The following is a 20,962-nucleotide window of genomic DNA, read 5'->3' as shown; positions in this document are numbered from 1 at the left end:
GCCTGATAGGGTTGGGCTCAACAAAAGAGTTTTGCCATGACGACCAAGGATACCCAGATCGAAAAACTGACCATACGCCCAGCCCGCAAAGCCGACTTTCCCATTTTGGTCGACTTCCTCGCGAAACTGGCGCTTCACGTTGCCGACAGCCCTCCGCTGACCCTGCGGGAAGAAGAGCGAAAGCATCTGCAGGACAATCTTGCCGACGCGCTGGTAAATGACGACAAGCTGCTGATCGTGGCCGAACTGTCAAAATCGGGCGTGGTCGGCATGGGGTATATTCACATTTTGCGCAGCCAGGGGCTGTGGGAACAAGACGGTGACCAGGAACTGCAAACCGCTGTCATTGACGACACATGGGTGGAGCCTGCTTTCAGGCAACAGGGGATTTTCGGCGCCATACTTTGCAAGTTGATCAGTTTTGCTGAAGACCGGGGCCTGCAGGACCTGATACTCGAATACGCCGCCAGCAATAAAGAAGCGAAAGCAACTTGGACCCGACTGGGTTTTGAAACCACCGGTGTGCGTGCGGCGGCAAGCACCGCCACCGTCAAAAAGAAATTGGCAAAATGCCCCTGATTGAACCACAGCCGGCAGAAATATGAGGAGCTCAAGATGACAGAGTCTCGCAGTGTCACCGTGTTTTATGACGAGGTCATGCTTGGCCATGATCCGAAAGTTGATTTGCCATTTCTTCCCAGCCGGGTAGAAAAACGGGTCAGCAACATTCTGGGGGAGCTGAACTTCAAATGGAGTTACCCAGAACACCCTGGCCGGCTGACAGCCATCATGGAATGGCTCAAGGAATACCCGATCCCCGGCGTACAAATCAAAGCGGGGGCACACGCCACCTACGAGCAACTGAGCCGGGTTCACACCACCGCCCATCTGGATCACATCCTCTCCCTCGAAGGCCAACGTGCCTGGCTGGACAGAGACACCACCGCCGTCTCGCCCAATAGCATTCAGGCCGCGACCGCTGCCGCCGGCAATGCGATCGCCGCGGTCGAATGCGTGGTTAAGGGCGACACCCAAAGTGCTTTTGCATTGGTCCGGCCACCTGGCCACCATGCCGATGCGGTTCGAGCTCGCGGCTTTTGCCTTTTTAACAATGTGGCGGTCGCCGCCGCCCACGCCCAGACCAAACTCGGTTGCGAGCGCATCCTGATTATTGACTGGGATGCCCACCACGGTAATGGCACACAAGACATATTTTGGGCCGATCCGGACGTGCTGTTTTTTGACACCCACTGTGCCGCGCCGTTTTACCCGGGGTCGGGCCATTTGGAAGAAATCGGCGCCGGCATGGGCGAAGGCTATACCATTAACGTCCCCCTCCCCGAAACCGCTGGCGATATCGCGCTTGAAAAAGCCTTTCGCGATATACTGGTCCCCGCCGCCGAGCACTTTAATCCAGACCTGGTCTTGGTCTCTGCCGGTTGCGACCCCCACCACAATGACATGGCACTGAACCTGACCTACGACGGTTTTGCCGTGCTGACCAGCATCGTGCAGGAAATTGCCGACAAACATTGCGACGGCCGCCTGGCCTTTGTACTGGAAGGCGGCTATAACCTCACCTCCCTCACCCGGGGCGTTCATAGCATTCTGAGCGTACTCGCCGGCGGCGAAGTGCCAGAAAAATTAATGGCCTGCGGATTACGCGAGGTGATGCACGCCGAAGAGTTTCATCGCGATGCGTTTAAAGATGCTTGACCGTTTCCGGATTGGTGGTATACAGGACCCGCCGGATGTACTGAACTGGACCGTCAAACACCCAAGAAACAATTAACCCATTTACTGGGTAGAATGTTTCCTACACTGTAGTACATTTTTAATTTGACGGAAAAAAGTAAACGCTGGCGACTGTAGGTTTTTGTTTTAACAGAAAATTAATGGTGCCTCCTCACAGACTTGAACTGTGGACCTACCGATTATGAGTCGGGTGCTCTAACCAACTGAGCTAAGGAGGCAATGTTTCACCAGGCTTGGTGAAAAGACGGGTTTTGGTTTGGCTTCGGCTGAGTATTATAAAGAACCGTACGGTGCTTGCGGGGGTTTTTCCGCGACCGTACGGTTGTGGTCGTCTGCTTAAGGCGCGTTACTGGTCGAGAAAGCTCTTCAGACGCTCGGCACGGCTTGGGTGACGCAACTTGCGCAAAGCCTTGGCTTCGATCTGACGTATCCGCTCGCGGGTGACGTCAAACTGCTTGCCCACTTCTTCCAGCGTGTGGTCGGTGTTCATGTCCAGACCAAAACGCATGCGCAGCACTTTGGCTTCGCGCGGGGTCAGGGTGCTCAGCATTTCGCGCACGGTTTCGCCCATGCCTTCCAGATCGGCCGAATCCTGTGGTGACAGGATGTTGCCGTCTTCGATGAAATCGCCCAGTGACGAATCTTCGTCGTCGCCCACCGGGGTTTCCATGGAAATCGGCTCCTTGGCGATTTTCATCACCTTGCGAACCTTGTCTTCCGGCATTTCCATTTCTTCGGCCAGCTCTTCCGGCGTGGGTTCACGTCCCATTTTCTGCAGTAGCTGACGCTGGATGCGGTTGAGCTTGTTGATGGTTTCGATCATGTGCACCGGAATCCGGATGGTGCGGGCCTGGTCGGCAATCGAGCGGGTAATGGCCTGACGAATCCACCAGGTGGCATAGGTCGAGAACTTGTAACCGCGACGGTATTCGAATTTTTCCACCGCTTTCATCAGGCCGATATTGCCTTCCTGAATCAGGTCGAGGAACTGCAGGCCACGGTTGGTGTATTTTTTGGCAATGGAAATCACCAGTCGCAGGTTGGCTTCGATCATTTCACGCTTGGCCAGACGCGCGGTGGTTTCGGATTTGCTCAGTTGCTTGTAGGTTTCTTTGTAGATCGAGATCGGCATGCGCTCGGCTTTTTCGATCATGGCCAGACGCTTTTGCGCGCGCTTGACGTCGGCGCGACGGGCTTCCAGTTTGTCGGCCTTGTCGGGATGCGCTTCTTTCAGGCGGTCGATCATGCTGTAGTCGGTTTCGGAGCCGACAAAGGTTTTCAGAAAGCTGGGACGCGGCACTTTGATGTTGCGCATCACCACGTCGACGATGTTGCGTTCCTGCTCACGGATGTGGGCCACACGCAATTTGATCGACTTGATCGAACGATTGACAAACACCGGGGCCAGTTTGACCGAAGCCAGCAGTTCGACCACCTTGTCGCGTTTTTTCACCGCTTTGGGGTCATCGTAGCCATGCTTTTCTTCGGCGGCGAGCGCGGCGTCACTGGCTTTCTGCAGATTCTTGAGGAACTGACTCAGTTCTTCCGGGTTGATGCCGTCTTCTTTGGGTTCGGTGTTGTCACTGTCAGGCGACAGTTTTTCAACCGGAATGTCCACCAGATCGGACGGACGCACAAAGCCCTGAATCAGGTCGGCGGTTTTGCCTTCGCCGTGTTCGATTTTGCGGAAGGATTCGAGCAGGTCAATGGCCACTTTGGGGTAACGGGCCATTTGCCCCAGCATGTCGCGGATGCCGTATTCAATGCGTTTGGCAATTTCGACTTCGCCCTGACGGGTCAGCAGTTCCACCGAGCCCATTTCGCGCATGTACATGCGCACGGGGTCGGTGGTGCGCCCGAATTCGGCATCGACTTCGGCCAGCGCCAGAATCGCGGCTTCGGCGGCCGCGTCGTCAAAGGTTTCGCCTTCCTGGGTCAGCAGTTCTTCGGCATCCGGGGCCGATTCGAACAACTGAATCCCGAAATCGCGCAGAATGGTCAGCACTTGCCCCAGCTGGTCTTCCTCAATATCATCGGGCAGAACGTCATTGACATCGGAAAAGGTCAGATAACCCAGGTCCTTGGCACGTTCAATCAAGTCGATTAATTGCTGCTTTCTTTCTACTCTTGTCATGCTCGCCTCGAATATGATTTGGGGAAGAAGACGGTCCTTCAAAAACGAACCGTATATTATACGCTTATCGGCCATTAATTTGAATGATTAAATTGGCCATCTCTTGCACTTGCCTGGGTGTGCTTGTCAGGGTTCTTTCAGTTTCTGTGCTTTCTGTTGCGCCTGCCAGGTGGCGATGTCTTCCATGGACCAGTCGTCGGTCTTTTTGACCAGGCCTGGTTGCAACAGGTCTTTCTGTAACTGCTGAATCAGAAACTGAAAGTCGTCCACCACCCCTTCTTTGGAGGCGGGCAGCGTGATCTGATCCATCAGGGCCACGGCGCGCTGGCGTCTGGGCGCCTGCAACCAGTTCTGCAACGCCTCGGCCAGACAGTTGTTTTCCAGCAGAGTCTGAATCGCCTCCACCAGAAATCGGTGTTCCGGATGCGCACTGTGCTGCAGGTTTTCAAACAAGCCCGGTTCTACCCCTTTGCTTAACATGGGGTAACAAGTCAGGATTTTCAATAGCCGCAGCACTTTGGATTGCACTTTCAGTCGCGGCAAAGGCTCGGCAACCTCGTTTTTGGGGCGATAACGCCCGGCCACCCGAATGCCCATGATTTTGCCCAATCGCCACACCGGCACCTGAACCTTGTCCGACAGCATCTGGGTCAGCGCATCCGGTAAGGCCTCGGGGGCCTGAGCAATGTAAGGCTTGGCCAGAGAGATCAGCTGCTGCTGTCCTTCCGGCGTGGACAAGGGCTGCGACAACCGGGCTTCCAGCCCTTTGAACAGAAACGCCGACAGCGTCAGCGCCTGATCCACCCGTCGGGTAAAACCTTCGACCCCTTCTTCGCGCACACAGGAGTCCGGATCGGCTTTTTCCGGCAAGAACAGGAACTTGACCGAGCGGGTGGCCTGCATTTGCGGCAAGGCCAGTTCCAGTGCTTTCCAGGCCGCTTTCTGGCCCGCCTGATCGCCGTCGAAGCAAAACACCACTTCGTTCAGTTCCCGAAACAGGGTTTGCAAATGCTCGGCCGTGACCGCTGTGCCCAGCGTGGCCACCGCATTGCGAATCCCAAACTGGGCCAGCGCCACCACGTCCATATAGCCTTCCACCACCAGCACCCGATCAAAGCGCTGGCGCGACTGGCGCATTTCATAGATGCCGTACAGGGTCTGGGTTTTGTGAAACAGCGCCGTTTCCGGGGAGTTCAGGTACTTGGGCTGATCTTCGTCCGACACCACCCGACCGCCAAAAGCGACCACCCGGCCACGACCGTCCCGAATCGGGAACATGATGCGATGGCGAAAGCGGTCATAACGACGCCCGCCCTCTTTTTCGATCAGCATCCCGGTATCAACCAGATGTTTGGCCAGGTCGGACGACTCGCCCCACTGAGGCGCAAAATCGGTTAGCAGCGTTTCCCAGCCCGGCGGCGCATAGCCAATGGCAAAGGTTTTGGCGATGTCCGAGGTCAGGCCGCGCTGGCGCAGATAGTTTTTGGCTTCTTCCGAGCGGGCGTGCAATTTCAGCTGCTGGCGATAAAACCGTGCCACCTGAAACATCAGGTCATACAGGTCTCGCGCTTTCTGCTGTTGCGCCTGTGCTTGCGGACTGAGTTTTTCGCGCGGCACTTCCACGCCGTTGAAGGCGGCCAGTGCTTCCACCGCTTCCACAAAACTGAGGCCGTCATATTCCTGCAGAAAACGGATGGCATCGCCGCTGGCGCCACAGCCAAAACAGTGATAAAACTGCTTGACCCCATTCACATTGAACGACGGGGTTTTTTCATCGTGAAACGGGCAACAGGCCTTGTAACTGCTGCCGGCTTTTTTCAGGGGCACACGGGCATTGATCAACTGCACAATGTCGGTGCGGTTGAGCAGATCGTCTATGAACGTGCGCGGAATGCTTCCGCTGCTGGGTTTTCCGGTAGATCCGACCATCCTGTCTGCCTTGTTGATTGGGCGCTCAGAAATTTGACCGCCTGATTCACTCACAGCTTGTTCACAGGTTTATGCACAAGGCCCCAAATGCAAAAAACCCGCCATGGCGTTATGCCATCGACGGGTTTTGCGGCGTGTTTCTGGCTGCGAACCGGCCAATAAAGATCAACCGTTTAACTTGGCTTTGATCTTTTTGCTGACTTCGCCCATATCGGCGCGTCCCTGCATCTTGGGTTTTAACAGTCCCATGACCTTGCCCATGTCCTGCATCGAAGCCGCTCCGGTTTCGGCCACGGCTTCGTCAATCAACTGCGTCACTTCGTCGTCGGTCAAAGGCTGTGGCAAAAAGGATTGGATCACGTCCATTTCAAAGGCTTCGGTTTCCGCCAGTTCCGGACGCTCCGCATCCATATACTGCTGATACGAATCGCGGCGCTGCTTGAGCATTTTGTCCAACACCGGCAGAACATCGGCGTCCGAGTCCAGCGTGATCTGCTTGTCGATTTCGACCTGCTTGATCGCCGCCTGGATCGAGCGAATCACAGACAAGCGAGGCTTGTCTTTCGCTTTCATCGCCGTTTTCATTTCTGCCGTCAGCGTGGCTTTCAGTTCGCTTGCCATTTGGGGTAACCGCCTCAGTACTTACGGTTAACGCGACGGTTTTCGCGTGACAGGCGCTTGGCCAGACGCTTGACCGCAGCCGCTTTCTGACGCTTACGCGCCCAGGTTGGCTTTTCGTAGAACTCACGCTTGCGGGATTCGGTCAGCACACCGGCTTTTTCGCAGGCACGCTTGAAACGACGCAAAGCCACGTCAAACGGTTCGGTATCTCTTACTTTTACACTTGGCATATATCATTCACCTTCTTGAATTCTTAAAGATTTCAGTATCTTGTTGATTGACTAATGATTAAAACAGACCGTTTTCTACTCATGCGCTCGGGCATGCAAAGCAGGACGCAAAACGATACAAAAATCGTAAAGCGAGTATTATAAAGACAGGCTAAACAGTTTGCAATCAAAACTTTGCCGATCAGGCAGACAGCGGCTCAGGCCACAATCCCCGCCGCGGGCCGGGGTCGGCGTGGCGCAAAACCGGGCAAAGTCTGATAAAATCCGTCATCCATTGAATCGAGAAACCGACTCTAGCCCAGAGTGCCAGCCTATGACCCATTCCGCGACAGCCGCGCCCCAAACATCGTCCACACCGTCCAACCGCGAACGCCCTTTTCTGACGCTGGGGATTGAAAGCTCCTGCGACGAAACCGGAGTGGCACTGTACCACAATCAGCAAGGTTTGCTGGCCAACCGGCTGTACAGCCAGGTGGCGCAACATGCCGAGTTTGGTGGTGTGGTGCCGGAACTGGCCTCGCGCGATCACATCCGACGTCTGATCCCGCTGATCGACGAAACTCTGGCCGCGGCCGAATGCCGCGCCGAAGACGTCAACGGCATTGCCTACACCGCCGGACCCGGCCTGATGGGCGCGTTGCTGACCGGGGCCTCGGTCGCACGCAGCCTGGCACTGGCCTGGCAGATTCCCGCTCTGGGCATTCACCACATGGAAGGCCATCTGCTCGCCCCCATGCTCGAAGCCGACCCGCCGGCGTTTCCGTTTATCTGTCTGTTGATCTCCGGCGGGCACACACAAATCATCCGCGTGGACGGCATCGGGCGCTATCGTTTGCTGGGCGACACGCTGGACGACGCGGTGGGCGAAGCCTTTGACAAGACCGCGAAAATGATGGGCATGGGCTATCCGGGCGGCCCGGAAGTGTCTCGTCTGGCGCTGAAAGGCGACAGCGAACGCTACCGTTTTCCGCGCCCGATGATCGATCGCCCCGGATTGGACATGAGTTTCAGCGGCCTGAAAACCTTCAGCCTCAATACCTGGCACAAGGCCAAAAACGCCGGTGACGACAATGACCAGACCCGCGCCGACATCTGCCGCGCCTTTGAACTGGCGGTGGCCGATACCCTGCGGATCAAATGCCGCCGCGCACTGGATCAGGAAGGGCTGGACCGGCTGGTGGTTTCGGGCGGCGTCAGCGCCAATCAGGCCATCCGCGAGCAACTGACCCAGTTAATGACCAAGCGCGGCGGTCAGGCCCACTACCCGAGGCTGGATTTCTGCACCGACAACGGGGCCATGATCGCCTACGCCGGTGCCCAGCGTCTTCTGGCCGGTCAGCATTCCGACCTCAACTTCGCCTGCCGCCCGCGCTGGGAGCTGGAAAGCCTCACCCAGATTTAACCTTCTTTTTGACCAGGCCTGGTCAAAAAGAAGGTCGCGAGGGCATCGCTGAAGGTCGCGAGGGCATCGCTCGTCACGGCAACGCAGGGAGATCAACGCTCAAATGCGCCCCTCTTCGCCGGAAAGCAGACGCTGGATATTGCTGCGATGCCGCCAGAACAGCACCACCGCCATCACCACCGTCATCGCCGTCAGAACCCATGCCTGATCGCCCCGGCCCAGCCAGTTCAGACCCGCATAAACGATGAAAGGGGCCAGCGCCGCCGCGGCCAATGCCGACACCGACGACACTTTCAGCACTTTGGCCACAAACAGCCACACCAGCGTCACGCCCGCACCCAACAGAACATGCAACCCAAACATTGCGCCCAGAAAGGTCGCCACGCCCTTGCCGCCACGAAACTGAAAAAACACGGGATACAGATGACCGAAAAATGCGGCCAGAGCAACGGCCGCAATGAGCTCACCCGACAAACCGGCCCACACGGCCAGGCTCACCGGCACAAAGCCTTTCAACAGGTCGCCCGCCAGCGTCAGAGCCGCCGGGCGATTGCCGTACAGGCGTTTGACATTGGTGGCACCGGGATTGCCCGAACCGTCCTCACGCGGGTCGCCCAGCCCCATCAACCGGCAGACCACAATCGCCGAGGAAATCGAGCCCAGCAAATACGCGCCCAGCACCCAAACGACCACCCAGGCAACCAGCCATATTGTCAAATCCATTGACGCCTTCCTATCCAAAGTAAAATGGGTATTTTACCCCTTTGTGGCGGGGAACCAAAACGCCGCCGCCCGGAAACGCGCTTTTCGCACGCAAAACCTGTAAAATCAGCGCATAAAACCGGGACATTCGGATAGGAGAGACTATGGACACGATTCACATCCGCGGCATTCGCGCGCACTGCCTGATCGGCGTGTTTGACTGGGAAAAACAGGCCCCGCAGCCCATTGACATGGACCTGGCGATTGGGTGCGACCTTCGCCCTGCCGGACAGACAGACGATCTGAAGCAGACACTGGATTACAAAGCGATGGCGGACGATGTGACGGCGTGGGCGCAAGCCAGCCGGTTTGAATTGATTGAAGCGCTGGCCGAAAGCCTGTGTGACAAACTGTTGCAGACCTACCCGCTGGCCCAATCGGTGCGCCTGACCCTGATGAAGCCCCATGCCGTGCCCTATGTGGACAACGTCGGCCTGACCATTGAGCGCCAGCGGGCGCAATCAGATCACAAAAACTGATTCAGGTTGATTGACGCTGCTTCTGCTCCTGAGCGGCGCGCTTGATCAAAGGCATGATCTGCTCCATGTACAAAATGGCCTGATGCACTGTGATCTTGTTGAGGTCGTGATGGTCTTCTTCAAACTGCTGGCCGTTTTGCCGCGACAGATTGCGCTTGATCTTGTCAAACATTTCCGGCCCCGACAGACGCACCATGGTCACCATCTGCTCCGGCGTCAGTTGCGGCAACAGCGCCTGCAGAATCCGGTCATTCACCGTCACCAGTTTCTGCGCCAGGGTCCGATAGGCCTGAAGTTTCTTGTTCAGCCCCACGGCTTCCTGCTGACCGCTGCGTTGCAGGCGCTGATGAATGACCTCATACAACTGTTCCAGCACGGGCTCCTCCAGTGTCAACGACACCGGCCCCATGTCCAGAGTGTATTCCCCGCTTTCCAATCGTTTGGCATTCACTTCCATAACACGTCTTTATTCGTCCCGGTTATCAAATGTACTGCGTGGCTTCGTTGTAAAACTCGACCTGGCCCTGTGTTTCCAGCTCGAACAGGGTCTTTACCACGCGCGTGACCGCTTCCTTGCCGGTCGTTTCATCCACTGCTTCGGCCTTTTGCATATCCGATTTCAGTTGCTTGGCGACCATGCCACCGACATTTTTCAAAATGCAGTCATTCAAGGCGTCGTCCTGGGCCAGCACCATCAAGTGCAACAGATCCCGGTTTTCCACCGCCCGGGTCAACTGCTGCAGGCCTTTGTCGTCCAACTCCTTGATTCGCATCGCCAGCTGAACGTAGCTGTCCAGAATCGAATGCGCCTCACCATGCTCCAGAGCCCGCACATGCGCCAGAGTAATCGCCAGCAATTCCAGCGAAAAACGATCCAGATGCATGCTGGCAAATCCGATGTGGACCAGCCATTCGTTTTCATGAATTTTTTTAATGCCGACTTTCATGTTTCACCGCTTGTTTGACGTTTTCCAGCCATCGCCTAGCAAAAACCTCACCAGGCCTGGTCAAAAACCCACTTTGCTCTCGCTCCCTGCCAATTCCTTCCGCAATTCGCGTCAAAAGAATCGACTGACCCGAATGTTTCATAAAATTGTGCTGAGATTGCGCAGGGCATTGGTTTCACAAGGAAATTTCTGAAGAAGCGTCGTATCCACGATTACGGCCGACTGAAGAAATATTTCTTGTGGGACCAAGGAGCAAGCAAGATCAGTACAAGTTTGTGTAACATTCGGGCTAACATTTTATAATATCTTATCTTTTCGCTTTCCAGAAAAAAACGCAAGAGGCCGCATGACACTTCAGCTAAAACATTCCAGCCGCCAGCGCGCCCGTTTGCCGGAGCCGCCGGACGAACTCAAGCAGAAAAGCGCCGAACTGGTCAAAAAGATCCGCCAGCGATTGCAGCGCCATGGCCAACTGCCATTCAGCGATTACATGCAAATGGCTCTCTACACCCCCGGTCTGGGCTATTACACCAGTGGTCTGGCCAAAATCGGGCGCGGTGGCGATTTTATCACCGCGCCCGAAATCAGCCCCTTGTTCTCCCGCTGTCTGGCGCAACAGGTCTCACAGGGATTGAGCGAACTGGACGCGCCCAACATCATCGAATTCGGAGCCGGACGCGGTACCATGGCCAGAGACCTGTTGCTGGCGCTGGATCGAACCGATCAGGCCGAGCGATTGCAACAGTATTGCATTCTGGAACTCAGCGCCGACCTCAAGCAGCGCCAGCAGGCGATGCTGAAAGACCTGCCGTCTCACCTGGCCGACAAGGTGGTGTGGCTGTCGGAACTGCCACAAACCCCGATGGAAGCGGTGGTGCTGGCCAACGAGGTGCTCGATGCCATGCCGTTTGAGCGCCTGCGACTGGAACCGGAACAAGCCCTGCGCGCCTATGTGCAGTACAACGACGAACAAGATGCGCTGGAATGGGCCTATCAACCCATTGTCGAACCGGAACTGCAGCGCATCAGCAATCAGCTGCTCAAGCAACTGGGATCGGTCAGTGACCGCGGTTACGACACCGAGGTCAACCTGAATCTATATCCCTGGCTACAAAGCCTGCACGACAGCCTGAAGCGGGGGCTGGTGCTGCTGATCGACTATGGCTACAACCGTCAGGAATACTACCAGCGCGCCCGCCACATGGGCACCTTGCGCTGCCATTATCAACATCTGGCGCACAGCGATCCGTTTTTTTACCCGGGACTGCAGGACATCACCGCCCACGTGGATTTCACCGCGGTGGCCGAAAACGCCTTCAGTGCCGGATTCAAGATTGCGGGCTTTACCACTCAGGCGCATTTTCTGATGAGCAGCGGTCTGATGGACATGGCCCATCGCCCCGATGACGACGTCACCGAACAGCTCAAACTGGCCCAACAGATCAAAACCCTGACCCTGCCCGACGAAATGGGCGAAACCTTCAAAGTGATGGCTCTGAGCAAGCACCTGGACCAGTCACTGATCGGGTTCGAATTCCGCGATCTGCGCCATCAACTCTGATCCGGGCCGATTGACCAGGCCTGGTTAAAAAAGGACACACCCATTCATGGACCCGATTCTCGACTGGCTGCAAATCGCTTTTCTGGCCTTCATTCAGGGGCTGACCGAATTCCTGCCCATTTCCAGCTCCGGCCATCTGATTCTGGTGCCGCAGTTGCTGGGCTGGCCGGATCAGGGACTGGCGTTTGATGTGGCGGTGCATCTGGGCACCCTGCTGGCGGTGATCACCTATTTTCAGCGCGATGTCCGCGCCATGACCCATGACTGGACCCGTTCGCTGATCACCCGCGAGGTCACCAGCAACAGCCGTCTGGCCTGGGCGGTAATCTGGGCGACCCTCCCCGCCGTGGTACTGGGTCTGATCATCAATCAAGGGCTGGAAGCCTCTTTGCGCAATCCGATTCTGATTGCGGCGACCACCATCGGTTTCGGCGCTCTGCTCTGGTGGGCCGACAGTCGCGGCAAACAGACGCGCGACGAACACAGCCTGTCTTACCGCGACATCGCCATTCTGGGGTTTGCCCAGGCGCTGGCGCTGATTCCCGGCACCTCCCGCTCGGGCATCACCATGACCGCCGGTCTGCTGGTCGGGCTGACGCGCGAGGCGGCGGCACGGTTTTCGTTTCTGCTGTCGATCCCGATCATTGCCGGAGCCGGGACACTCAAACTGGCGGATCTGCTGGCCTATCAGGGCCCGATTCAATGGAACGCGCTGCTGGGCGGCCTGGTCATTTCCGCGATCACCGCCTGGGTGGTGATCGCCCTGTTTCTGAAATGGATTCAGCGCCTGGGCATGGCCCCGTTTGCCTGGTATCGTTTTGTGCTGGGCGGCGTGCTACTATGGATTTTTCTGTAAGACTCGGTAAGACAGGGAGAACTCAATGGCGCAAGCGTTTTATTCGGCCCAACAAAGCCGCGCTCTGGACCAGAAGCTGATCCAGAATGGCGTTTTTCCCGGGATCACGCTGATGAAACGGGCGGGCATGGCCGCCACCGAATACCTGAAACAACAGTGGCCAGCTCCCTGTCGCCTACTGATTCTCTGCGGCGGTGGCAACAATGGCGGCGACGGTTTTGTGGTGGCCCAGTTTGCGGCTTTGCAGGGCTATGAGGTCACGGTGGCGCTGTTTGCTCAACCGGAACGCTATCAGGGCGATGCCGCCACCGTGCTGCAGGAAGTGACCGATCTGGGCATCCAGCCTGTGCCGTTTCACCCGGATCTGCTGAGTGAGGCCGACCTGCTGGTGGACGCCATTCTCGGCACCGGTCTGACCCAAGCAGTCAAACCGGCGCTGGCAAGCCTGTTCGACCCCATCAATCAATCAGGCAAGCCGGTGCTGGCGCTGGACCTGCCCAGCGGCCTCAACGCCGATACCGGCGCGATCATGGGGCATGCCATTCGCGCGGACGCCACCGTGACCTTCATTACCCGCAAACTCGGACTCACTCAGCACCAGGGCCCCGATACCGCCGGGCGGGTCCATTATGCCGACCTGAACCTGCCGGAAACCGCCTGGCCCAACGTGGGCGAAGCGCCTCCTCTGGCGCAGGCCCACGACGGGCATTACTGGTGGCAGCAACGCCCGCCCCGACCGCTTGCCAGCCACAAAGGCACAGCCGGAACCGCCCTGCTGATCGGCGGCAATCACAGCATGAGTGGGGCCTTGCAAATGGCTGCCTCAGCCTGCCTGAAAAGCGGCACCGGGCTGGTCAAACTGGTCACGCGCAGCGAACACAGTCCGACCTTGACCGCACAACAACCCGAATGGATGCTCTACGACGAACGGGCCTTGTCACAACTGGCCGAAAGCGCGTCGGCGCTGGGCATCGGGCCGGGACTGGGTCAGGACGACTGGGCCAAAGGGCTTTTTGACCAGGCCTGCCTGATGGACAGACCCAAAGTGCTGGATGCCGACGCCCTCAACTGGCTGGCGCAGTTTCCCCGTCACCGCGACGACTGGGTGCTGACCCCGCACCCGGGCGAAGCGGCACGGCTGTTGAACACCGACAGCGCGCAGATCCAACAGGACCGACTGGCGGCGGTCAAAGCGCTGCAACAGCAGTACGGCGGCGTGGTGGTACTGAAAGGTCGGGGCACTTTGATTTACGATGGCGAGCACTGCGAAGTGTGTCTGGCGGGCAATCCGGGCATGGCGACCGGCGGCATGGGCGACGTGCTGACCGGGCTGATTACGGCCTGGCTGGCCCAAGGCATGGCCGCGTTTGACGCGGCCTGTCTGGGGGTATGGCTGCATGCCGAAGGCGGCGATGCGTTGTATCAACGCTATGGCGTGCGCGGCGTTCTGCCCTCCGAGCTGTCCGACTGCATCCGGCGGCTTATGGCAGAAACTATGGCAGGAAAGGTTTGAGCTGTTCCAGCGTGGCGAACAGTTCGGTCTCGGTGTTCGCCCAGAGGTTGATGTGCCCCAGCTTGCGTCCAGGTCTTTCGGTTTTGTCGTACAAATGCAGTTTGGCATTATCCAGCGTCAACACACGCTCGACCGGCCCGATCTCACCAATGAGATTGACCATGGCACAGATGGGTTCGCGCGGCGCGGTGGGTCCCAGCGGCAGACCGGTGATGGCCCGAACATGGTTTTCAAACTGACTGGTGATGGCCCCATCCTGGGTCCAGTGCCCGGAATTGTGCACCCGCGGCGCCATTTCATTGGCCACCAGGCCATCGGCGGTTTCAAACAGCTCCAGAGCCAGCACCCCAACGTGATCCAGCTCGTCCAGCAAGGCCTGCAGATACTGCTCGGCCTGTTTTTGAATCTCGGGCGACACCTGTCGTGCCGGGGCAATGGTGTAGCGCAAAATTCCGTCGTGATGCACATTCTGCACCAACGGATAATATTCGTGTTCGTTGTCGGCATTGCGCACCGCCACCAGCGACAGTTCACGCTGAAAATCGACAAACCCTTCCAGAACCAGCGGCTTGTGACCCAATTCTGACCAGGCCTGGTCAATCTGGTCTTCGGTTTTGATCAGTTTCTGGCCTTTGCCGTCATAACCTTCCTGGGTGGTTTTCAAAATCGCCGGCAATCCCAGCTCGGCCACTGCCTGTTGCAGATCGTCTGCGCTGTTGACCAGACGGTAAGGCGCGCAGGGGATTTCAAGCTGTTCAAACAAGGCTTTTTCCCGCCCCCGATCCTGGGTCACATACAGCGAGCGTTCGCCCGGATACACCGGCGTGGTGCGGGCGATTTCGCGCACCCATTCCACCGAGGTGTTTTCGCTTTCATAGGTGATCACATCGCATTCGGTCGCCATGACCTGCCAGGCCTCCGGCTGCTGTTCGCTGCTGTAAAAATCGCCCAGCAGCGCCGCCGGTTCCTGCTGCGACTGTCCCAGAAACGCAAAACGCTGACCCAGCGGATACCCGGCCAGCGCCAGCATGCGGCCCAACTGACCCGCGCCCAGCACGCCGACGGTCTTGGTATCAAATGGTTTGGAAGGATCGGATGCGGTCATAAAATCACCTTGATATGGGAGCCTGATATGGAAGCGTTAGCCCGCTTCGCGCGGGTCCGGGCAATCCAGCACCGTTTGGGTCTGGGCCTGACGAAACGCGCGCAACGCCTCGCGCACAACCGGATCGTGGTTGGCCACAATTTGCGCCGCCAGTATGCCCGCGTTTTTGGCCCCGGCTTCGCCAATGGCCAAGGTGCCCACCGGAATCCCGCCGGGCATTTGCGCAATCGACAGCAGCGAGTCCTGCCCGCTCAGGGCTTTGGACTGCACCGGCACGCCCAGCACAGGAATCAGGGTTTTGGCCGCCACCATGCCGGGCAGATGCGCCGCGCCGCCCGCACCGGCAATGATCACTTCCAGCCCGCGGTCTTCGGCCTGCTCGGCGTACTCAAACATCAAATCCGGAGTGCGGTGCGCAGACACCACCTTGACCTCATAGGCCACCCCCAGTGTTTCCAGCATTTCTGCCGCCTGTGTCATGGTGGGCCAGTCCGATTTGGACCCCATGATCACGCCGACTTTTAGCGCCGACGACGTGGACGTTGTCGCTGTCATAACACGGACCTTTTCGTTGAAAAACCGTATATTTTAACGCGCAACCACACAAATGCAAGCAAAAACCCGCACGCCACGCCCTCACCGCTCAGGAAGCGGCCTGATCCAGCAGACCGGCATCGGCCACAAAATAGGTATTACCGCCTTCGGACTTGGCGCCTTTTTTGGCGCGGGTGGCGCAAGACGACAGCTTCTGAGTGTGATCAAACTGCCCCGGCGCGACCAGCAAAACCCCGATCGACAGACTCATCATCGGAAAAAAGCGTTCCTCGCCTTCCCGATTTTTGGCGACAATGCCGCCACGCTGCCGGTCGGTTTCGGTGTAAAACTGCGCCACCGCCTGAGAAAAGCCTTCCAGTATGTTGTCACATATGGCCTGATAGCCCGAATCACGCGTCACCACCACAAAGTCGTCGCCGCCCACATGCCCGATAAAGGCCTGCTTCAACCCCACAGCCGAATGCAGCACCTTGGCCACTTCGCTGATCACCTGATCGCCCTGTTCAAAACTGTAGTAATCGTTATAGGGCTTGAAATTGTCCACGTCCACATACATCACCGTAAACGACACGGCCTGATCCAGATGGTCCTGAATGCAGTTCTGGATCGGCACATTGCCCGGCAATCCCGACAAAGGATTGGCGTAACGTGCACTGGACACCTGAAGATCGGTCATCACCCGAAGCACTTCCATAAACGAACCGCAGCCCTGATAAAAGCCGTCTTCGGTGATCACAAAGTGCCCCCGCTCATAATTGCCCTGTTCGGTGATGGTGCGACTCACATCCACCAGCGGCGTGTTGGCGTCAAACACCAGCGGGTCCGGGTCCATAAAGCGGGTGATCTTTTTGCGGGTATGCAAGTCGTAACCAAAAGGCCGGGCCATTACGTCCATCAGCTCCCGCCGCCAGACCATGCCCCGCACAATGCCCTGCTCCACAATCGGCACAAATTCCAGTTGCTGATCCTTCAGCATCAATTCGGTCATGTCCTGAACCGAGGTATTGGGCGACATGGCCTTGGCCGGGCTGATCACAATTTTCACCGCCTCGGTTGGCCCCGCGCTGCTCTGAACCTGAGGCTTCAGATCATAATCCAGCACCATGGACGCACTGGCCGCTGGCCGCTTCAGCAGATAGCCCTGCACCAGATCCACGCCCAGTTTTTCCAGCATCCGCAGTTCGGATTCGGTTTCGACCCCTTCGGCAATCACCTTGGTGCCCAGCCCCTTGGCCAGGGTCAGTATGGTTTCCATAAAACGGTATTTGTCGGCCTGACGGTCAATGCCGGCAATAAAATGCTTGTCCACTTTGACAAAGTCCGGCTTTACTTCCGACCAGAGCTTGAGGCCGTTGTAACCGGACCCGAGGTCATCGATCGCCACCTTGAACCCCATGCGCCGGTAATGGCTGATCGCTTCCTGAAACAGCGACATGTCTTCGACTGGTTGCAGTTCGGTGATTTCGATCACCACATGACTGACATCCAGATCAAACGCCTGCAGATACTGCAGGGTCAACCCGGTCTGATGATTTTGGTTCAACAAGGTGCTAACCGAGACATTCAGAAACAGAAACGGCAGGTTCTGATGCAAGTGGGCCTGACGATGAAAGGTCTCAATCGCGATACGCCGCGCCATCAGATCCATTTCCAGCAGCAGATCGTGCTTGATCGCCGCACTGAACAGATTGGCCGGTGAAAACAACGGCGAATTCTCCGGGCCGCGCGAAAGCGCCTCAAACCCGATGATCCCGCTTTTTTTCAGGGACACAATCGGCTGAAAAAACGTGGCCAGTCGCGAGTGCTCAAAAATGTCCTGAAGCTCTCGCCCCAGTTGCGAGCTGCTCAGATCGTCCGGCAGAGACCCGTCAAACGCGGGCAATTCGTTCGTGAAAGCGGCTTGCTGGCGCATCACACACCCTCCATAGCAATCAGACAGGCCAGCCTATCCGCTCAAGATTGCACTGGGATGACATTTTTCCCGATTTCTGCCAACCCGAATGTTTGGCTTCGGGTTTACAAAAGACCTTGCATTTCAGTCAGTTTTTTTTCACAATAATGCCGCGCCGATTTGAACATCAGCTTGCGGGCGCTTACCCCGAATGGTTCGCCATTCGGGTTGAATAAATACGGCTAAAGCGAGGACTGTCACAGCCCCGCCTTAGCAGCCGATGGAACTCAATAGGCTGCCAGCACCGTATTCTCAATCAGAGCTTTTTGCACGCGTTCATTGGTTGGACCCGCGCAAAGAATCCATTATTTCGTGCATGCGCTGAATGCACCAAACACCACATTGAGGACACAGTATGATGAACCAGGTATTTACTTCCGAGTCGGTCTCCGAAGGCCATCCGGACAAAATCGCCGATCAGATTTCCGATGCCATGCTCGATGCGATCCTGAAGCAGGATCCGAAAGCCCGTGTGGCTTGTGAGACGTTTATCAAAACCGGCATGGTAATGCTCGGCGGCGAAATCACCACCACGGCCTGGGTGGACCAGGAAGAACTGGTGCGCAAGGTGGTCAACGAGATTGGCTATCAACACGCCGACCTGGGCTTTGACGGCGACACCTGTGCGGTGCTGAGCTCCATTGGCAAGCAATCGCCCGAAATCGCTCAGGGCGTGGACGAGTACGACGATCACGAACAGGGCGCTGGCGATCAGGGCCTGATGTTTGGCTATGCGTCCAACGAAACCGAAGTGCTGATGCCCGCCCCGATTTTTTATGCGCACCGTTTGATGGAGCGTCAGGCCGAATGCCGCAAAAACGGGACACTTGACTGGCTGCGTCCGGACGCCAAAAGCCAGATCACGCTGCGCTATGAAAACGGCCAGCCGGTGGGCGTGGACGCGGTGGTACTCTCCACCCAGCACGACCCGGATGTCAGCAACCAGACCCTGCAAGAAGCGGTGATGGAAGAAATCATCCGCCCGGTGCTGCCAGCCGAGTGGCTGCACGACCAGACCCGGTATCACATCAACCCCACTGGCCGCTTTGTGATCGGTGGCCCGGTCGGTGACGCCGGTTTGACCGGCCGCAAAATCATTGTCGACACCTATGGCGGCATGGCCCGTCATGGCGGTGGCGCGTTTTCGGGCAAGGACCCATCCAAAGTGGATCGCTCGGCGGCCTATGCCGGACGCTATGTGGCCAAAAACATTGTCGCCGCCGGACTGGCCGACAAGTGCGAAATCCAAATCTCCTATGCGATTGGGGTGGCCGAGCCGACCTCGATCAACATCGACACCTTCGGCACCCACAAAATTGCGCCCGAGCGCATTGTGCAACTGGTGCGCGAGCACTTTGACCTGCGCCCCAAAGGGCTGATTGCGATGCTGGACCTGTATCGCCCCATCTATCAGAAGACCGCCAGCTACGGCCATTTCGGACGGGAACGGCCGGAATTCACCTGGGAGCGCACCGACAAGGCCGATGCCTTGCGTCAGGAAGCCGGTCTGTAAGCCCACACAAGGAAACCCATTTCATGCAATCACAACGCCAGTACCCCCAAAAAATCAGCCTGGAATTTTTCCCGCCGCGCACCGACCGCGGCGTGGAAAAGCTGCAGCACACCATCGAACAACTCAATGTCATTCACCCGGAATACATGTCGGTGACCTACGGTGCCGGCGGCACCACCCAGGCCCGCACCATGGAAACGGTTGAATACATTCAGACCCGGACCGATCACGCCGCCGCTCCGCACATCACCTGCGTCGGGGCAACGCGTGAGAGCGTCAGCGAGCTGCTGGCCCAATATCACGCCATGGGCATCCGACGACTGGTCGCCCTGCGTGGCGATCTGCCCTCGGGCATGATGGACCCGGGCGAATTCAAATACGCCAGCGACCTGGTCGCGTTTATCCGCGAAACCACTGGCGACACCTTCACCATCGAAGTCGCCGCTTATCCGGAAACCCACCCACAGGCACGCAACTGCGACGTGGGAATCAAATGGTTCAAGCACAAGGTCGATCAAGGCGCGGACGCGGCCATCACCCAGTATTTCTACAACGTCGACAGCTACCGCTACTTCATCGACAACTGCGAAAAGTCCGGGATTGATCTGCCGATTGTGCCCGGCGTGATGCCGATCACCAATTACGAAAATCTGGTGCGCTTTTCCCAGGGCTGCGGGGCCGAAATCCCCCGGTGGCTCAAGTGCCGGCTGGAAAGCTACGAAGACGACCCCGAAAGCCTCAAGGCGTTTGGCAAAGAGGTGGTGCAGGAATTGTCACAACGCCTGCTCGACATCGGCGCGCCGGGATTGCATTTTTACAGCATGAACCAGCCACAGCCGACCATCGACATTGTGCAAAATCTGACCTTCCGCCAGGACTAGGCCATGCGCATCCCCCGTCTATACGTGCCCGGCCACTACCAGCCTGAGCAGTCGGTTGAGCTGAGCGAGGAGCAGGCGCATTACCTGATGCGCGTGCTGCGCCTCCGGGCCGAGCATCCGCTGGAAATTTTCGACGGCCAGGGTCAGCAGGCCAGTGCCCGCCTGATCCCCGTTTCCAAAAAACAGGCATCGGCCCGGATCGAAGCCCTGTCGGCGGTGGACCGCGAATCGCCGCTTACCACCACACTGGTGCAGTCGGTTTCCAAAGGCGACCGCATGGATTACAGCCTGCAAAAGGCGGTGGAACTTGGGGTCACGGCCATCCAGCCAGTGCTGACCGAGCATTCCATGGTACGGTTGAGCGATGACAAAGCCGAAAAGCGTCGGCGCCAATGGCAGGCGATTGTGATTCATGCCTGCGAACAATGCGGCCGAGCCCATGTGCCGGAAGTGCGGCCCCTGAAAACTTACCAGGCCTGGTTAAACGCCCTGCCAGCAGACGCCGAGACCACAAATCTGCCAGGCCTGGTTCTGGACCCGCGGGCCACGCACACCCTCTCAGACCTGACCCCACCGGCACCGCAGCAGCCGCTGTGCTTTCTGATCGGTCCCGAAGGCGGGCTCAGCACCGCCGAAATCGACCAGGCCGTGGAAAAAGGCTTGAAAGCCATTGCCCTTGGCCCTAGAGTATTAAGAACCGAAACCGCTGGCGTCGCCCTGTTGGCCGCCATGCAAACGCTTTGGGGCGACTTTGCTCGCTGACCATTC

At 57.6% G+C, this 20,962-nt stretch carries 20 protein-coding genes and 1 tRNA gene; 10 read left to right on the top strand and 11 right to left on the bottom strand.

Annotation, left to right across the window (positions count from 1 at the left end):
- Nucleotides 1-36 precede the first annotated feature (36 nt).
- Together A377_RS0108330 and A377_RS0108325 are read left to right on the top strand one after the other, a co-directional pair.
- Complete coding sequence (locus A377_RS0108330) at nucleotides 37-579, top strand: GNAT family N-acetyltransferase (protein WP_019895835.1); 543 nt, start codon at nucleotides 37-39, stop codon at nucleotides 577-579.
- 36 nt (nucleotides 580-615) lie between these two features.
- Nucleotides 616-1,716 carry a histone deacetylase family protein gene (locus tag A377_RS0108325; protein ID WP_028485396.1) on the top strand — a complete coding sequence of 367 codons (1,101 nt, stop codon included), beginning with the start codon at nucleotides 616-618 and terminating at the stop codon, nucleotides 1,714-1,716.
- Nucleotides 1,717-1,896: 180 nt separating this feature from the next.
- Here the strand turns inward: A377_RS0108325 and A377_RS0108320 are convergent.
- The 5 genes from A377_RS0108320 to rpsU all read right to left on the bottom strand — a co-directional run bounded on the left by A377_RS0108320 (nucleotide 1,897) and on the right by rpsU (nucleotide 6,669).
- Nucleotides 1,897-1,973 (bottom strand) — tRNA-Ile (locus A377_RS0108320).
- 128 nt (nucleotides 1,974-2,101) lie between these two features.
- The gene (rpoD, locus tag A377_RS0108315; RefSeq protein WP_028485395.1) at nucleotides 2,102-3,889 is read right to left on the bottom strand and encodes an RNA polymerase sigma factor RpoD; all 1,788 of its coding nucleotides are present in this window, start codon (nucleotides 3,887-3,889) and stop codon (nucleotides 2,102-2,104) included.
- A 126-nt stretch (nucleotides 3,890-4,015) separates the two neighbouring features.
- Entirely contained in the window at nucleotides 4,016-5,818 is a 1,803-nt protein-coding gene (gene dnaG / locus A377_RS0108310) for a DNA primase (protein WP_019895829.1), read from the bottom strand.
- Nucleotides 5,819-5,983: 165 nt separating this feature from the next.
- The gene (locus A377_RS0108305) at nucleotides 5,984-6,439 is read right to left on the bottom strand and encodes a GatB/YqeY domain-containing protein (protein WP_019895827.1); all 456 of its coding nucleotides are present in this window, start codon (nucleotides 6,437-6,439) and stop codon (nucleotides 5,984-5,986) included.
- Nucleotides 6,440-6,453: 14 nt separating this feature from the next.
- Nucleotides 6,454-6,669, bottom strand: a complete 216-nt coding sequence (rpsU, locus tag A377_RS0108300; protein ID WP_019895826.1) for a 30S ribosomal protein S21 — start codon at nucleotides 6,667-6,669, stop codon at nucleotides 6,454-6,456.
- A gap of 313 nt (nucleotides 6,670-6,982) precedes the next feature.
- Between rpsU and tsaD the strand changes: the two genes are divergently transcribed.
- Nucleotides 6,983-8,071 (top strand): tRNA (adenosine(37)-N6)-threonylcarbamoyltransferase complex transferase subunit TsaD, encoded by a 1,089-nt coding sequence (tsaD, locus tag A377_RS0108295; RefSeq protein ID WP_019895825.1) that lies wholly within the window; start codon nucleotides 6,983-6,985, stop codon nucleotides 8,069-8,071.
- 99 nt (nucleotides 8,072-8,170) lie between these two features.
- On the opposite strand, the gene plsY is transcribed toward tsaD, so the two are convergent.
- Complete coding sequence (plsY, locus tag A377_RS0108290) at nucleotides 8,171-8,794, bottom strand: glycerol-3-phosphate 1-O-acyltransferase PlsY (protein ID WP_019895824.1); 624 nt, start codon at nucleotides 8,792-8,794, stop codon at nucleotides 8,171-8,173.
- Between the two features lie 143 nt (nucleotides 8,795-8,937).
- Between plsY and folB the strand changes: the two genes are divergently transcribed.
- The gene (folB, locus tag A377_RS0108285) at nucleotides 8,938-9,312 is read left to right on the top strand and encodes a dihydroneopterin aldolase (RefSeq protein ID WP_019895823.1); all 375 of its coding nucleotides are present in this window, start codon (nucleotides 8,938-8,940) and stop codon (nucleotides 9,310-9,312) included.
- A 1-nt stretch (nucleotide 9,313) separates the two neighbouring features.
- Here the strand turns inward: folB and A377_RS0108280 are convergent, their stop codons facing one another.
- Together A377_RS0108280 and A377_RS0108275 are read right to left on the bottom strand one after the other, a co-directional pair.
- Nucleotides 9,314-9,769 carry a FliG C-terminal domain-containing protein gene (locus A377_RS0108280; RefSeq protein ID WP_019895820.1) on the bottom strand — a complete coding sequence of 152 codons (456 nt, stop codon included), beginning with the start codon at nucleotides 9,767-9,769 and terminating at the stop codon, nucleotides 9,314-9,316.
- A gap of 25 nt (nucleotides 9,770-9,794) precedes the next feature.
- The gene (locus A377_RS0108275; RefSeq protein ID WP_019895819.1) at nucleotides 9,795-10,259 is read right to left on the bottom strand and encodes a FliG C-terminal domain-containing protein; all 465 of its coding nucleotides are present in this window, start codon (nucleotides 10,257-10,259) and stop codon (nucleotides 9,795-9,797) included.
- Nucleotides 10,260-10,605: 346 nt separating this feature from the next.
- Here A377_RS0108275 and A377_RS0108270 point away from each other — a divergent pair, with 346 nt between their 5' ends.
- From A377_RS0108270 to A377_RS0108260, 3 genes are read left to right on the top strand one after another with little or no spacing between them, the layout of a single operon-like run.
- Nucleotides 10,606-11,820 carry a class I SAM-dependent methyltransferase gene (locus tag A377_RS0108270; protein WP_019895818.1) on the top strand — a complete coding sequence of 405 codons (1,215 nt, stop codon included), beginning with the start codon at nucleotides 10,606-10,608 and terminating at the stop codon, nucleotides 11,818-11,820.
- 46 nt (nucleotides 11,821-11,866) lie between these two features.
- Nucleotides 11,867-12,676: an undecaprenyl-diphosphate phosphatase gene (locus tag A377_RS0108265; protein ID WP_019895816.1), complete on the top strand. Its 810-nt coding sequence runs from the start codon at nucleotides 11,867-11,869 to the stop codon at nucleotides 12,674-12,676.
- A gap of 25 nt (nucleotides 12,677-12,701) precedes the next feature.
- The gene (locus A377_RS0108260; protein WP_019895815.1) at nucleotides 12,702-14,189 is read left to right on the top strand and encodes a bifunctional ADP-dependent NAD(P)H-hydrate dehydratase/NAD(P)H-hydrate epimerase; all 1,488 of its coding nucleotides are present in this window, start codon (nucleotides 12,702-12,704) and stop codon (nucleotides 14,187-14,189) included.
- Here A377_RS0108260 and A377_RS0108255 read toward each other — a convergent pair.
- The 3 genes from A377_RS0108255 to A377_RS0108245 form a co-directional block, all read right to left on the bottom strand.
- Nucleotides 14,170-15,294, bottom strand: a complete 1,125-nt coding sequence (locus tag A377_RS0108255) for a 5-(carboxyamino)imidazole ribonucleotide synthase (protein ID WP_019895813.1) — start codon at nucleotides 15,292-15,294, stop codon at nucleotides 14,170-14,172. The two genes, A377_RS0108260 and A377_RS0108255, sit on opposite strands and share 20 nt — an antisense overlap.
- 36 nt (nucleotides 15,295-15,330) lie before the next feature.
- Complete coding sequence (gene purE, locus A377_RS0108250) at nucleotides 15,331-15,849, bottom strand: 5-(carboxyamino)imidazole ribonucleotide mutase (protein WP_019895812.1); 519 nt, start codon at nucleotides 15,847-15,849, stop codon at nucleotides 15,331-15,333.
- A gap of 88 nt (nucleotides 15,850-15,937) precedes the next feature.
- Nucleotides 15,938-17,761, bottom strand: coding sequence for a GGDEF domain-containing protein (locus tag A377_RS0108245; RefSeq protein ID WP_019895811.1), 1,824 nt, complete (start codon nucleotides 17,759-17,761; stop codon nucleotides 15,938-15,940).
- A gap of 394 nt (nucleotides 17,762-18,155) precedes the next feature.
- Between A377_RS0108245 and metK the strand changes: the two genes are divergently transcribed.
- From metK to A377_RS0108225, 3 genes are read left to right on the top strand one after another with little or no spacing between them, the layout of a single operon-like run.
- Nucleotides 18,156-19,313 (top strand): methionine adenosyltransferase, encoded by a 1,158-nt coding sequence (gene metK / locus A377_RS0108235; RefSeq protein WP_019895809.1) that lies wholly within the window; start codon nucleotides 18,156-18,158, stop codon nucleotides 19,311-19,313.
- 23 nt (nucleotides 19,314-19,336) lie between these two features.
- Entirely contained in the window at nucleotides 19,337-20,194 is an 858-nt protein-coding gene (gene metF / locus A377_RS0108230; protein WP_019895808.1) for a methylenetetrahydrofolate reductase [NAD(P)H], read from the top strand.
- Nucleotides 20,195-20,197: 3 nt separating this feature from the next.
- Nucleotides 20,198-20,956, top strand: a complete 759-nt coding sequence (locus A377_RS0108225; RefSeq protein ID WP_019895807.1) for a 16S rRNA (uracil(1498)-N(3))-methyltransferase — start codon at nucleotides 20,198-20,200, stop codon at nucleotides 20,954-20,956.
- The last annotated feature ends 6 nt before the right edge of the window (nucleotides 20,957-20,962 follow it).

The sequence above is a fragment of the Hydrogenovibrio halophilus DSM 15072 genome (genome assembly GCF_000384235.1).
Taxonomy (GTDB): Bacteria; Pseudomonadota; Gammaproteobacteria; order Thiomicrospirales; family Thiomicrospiraceae; genus Hydrogenovibrio; species Hydrogenovibrio halophilus.
This window is presented reverse-complemented; position numbering and strand designations above follow the sequence as displayed.